The organism is Anoxybacillus sp. LAT27 (assembly GCF_022030075.1).
In the GTDB taxonomy this organism is placed as follows: domain Bacteria; phylum Bacillota; class Bacilli; order Bacillales; family Anoxybacillaceae; genus Anoxybacillus; species Anoxybacillus kestanbolensis.
The window spans coordinates 1-260 of sequence record NZ_JAIWYK010000205.1; the positions used below are offsets into that span (position 1 = coordinate 1).

The following is a 260-nucleotide window of genomic DNA, read 5'->3' on the forward strand; positions in this document are numbered from 1 at the left end:
TTTTTGACAGTTTGATGAACAAAACAAGGGCGTCCTCCCATCAATGGACGCCCTTATTTCATTTTCCCTCGTTTCAACCTAAATAGCGGTAATAGATCGCCTTTGCCTCCTGCACGTCTTTCGTGCCGTGCACAAGCGCACGGCCGTCGCGAAAGACAACCAATCGCTTGTCGCCGAGCGAAACGGAGACAAGATACGGGTTCGCTTCCGCTTGAAGCCCTTGGCGGCGAAACAGCTCCGCCAATTCATTCAAGTCGTAC

General features: G+C 51.9%; 1 pseudogene. It reads right to left on the bottom strand.

What is annotated here, in order from left to right:
* Positions 1-73 precede the first annotated feature (73 nt).
* Positions 74-260 (bottom strand): annotated as a pseudogene (locus LD028_RS09140) (thiamine biosynthesis protein MoeB); the annotation flags it as partial.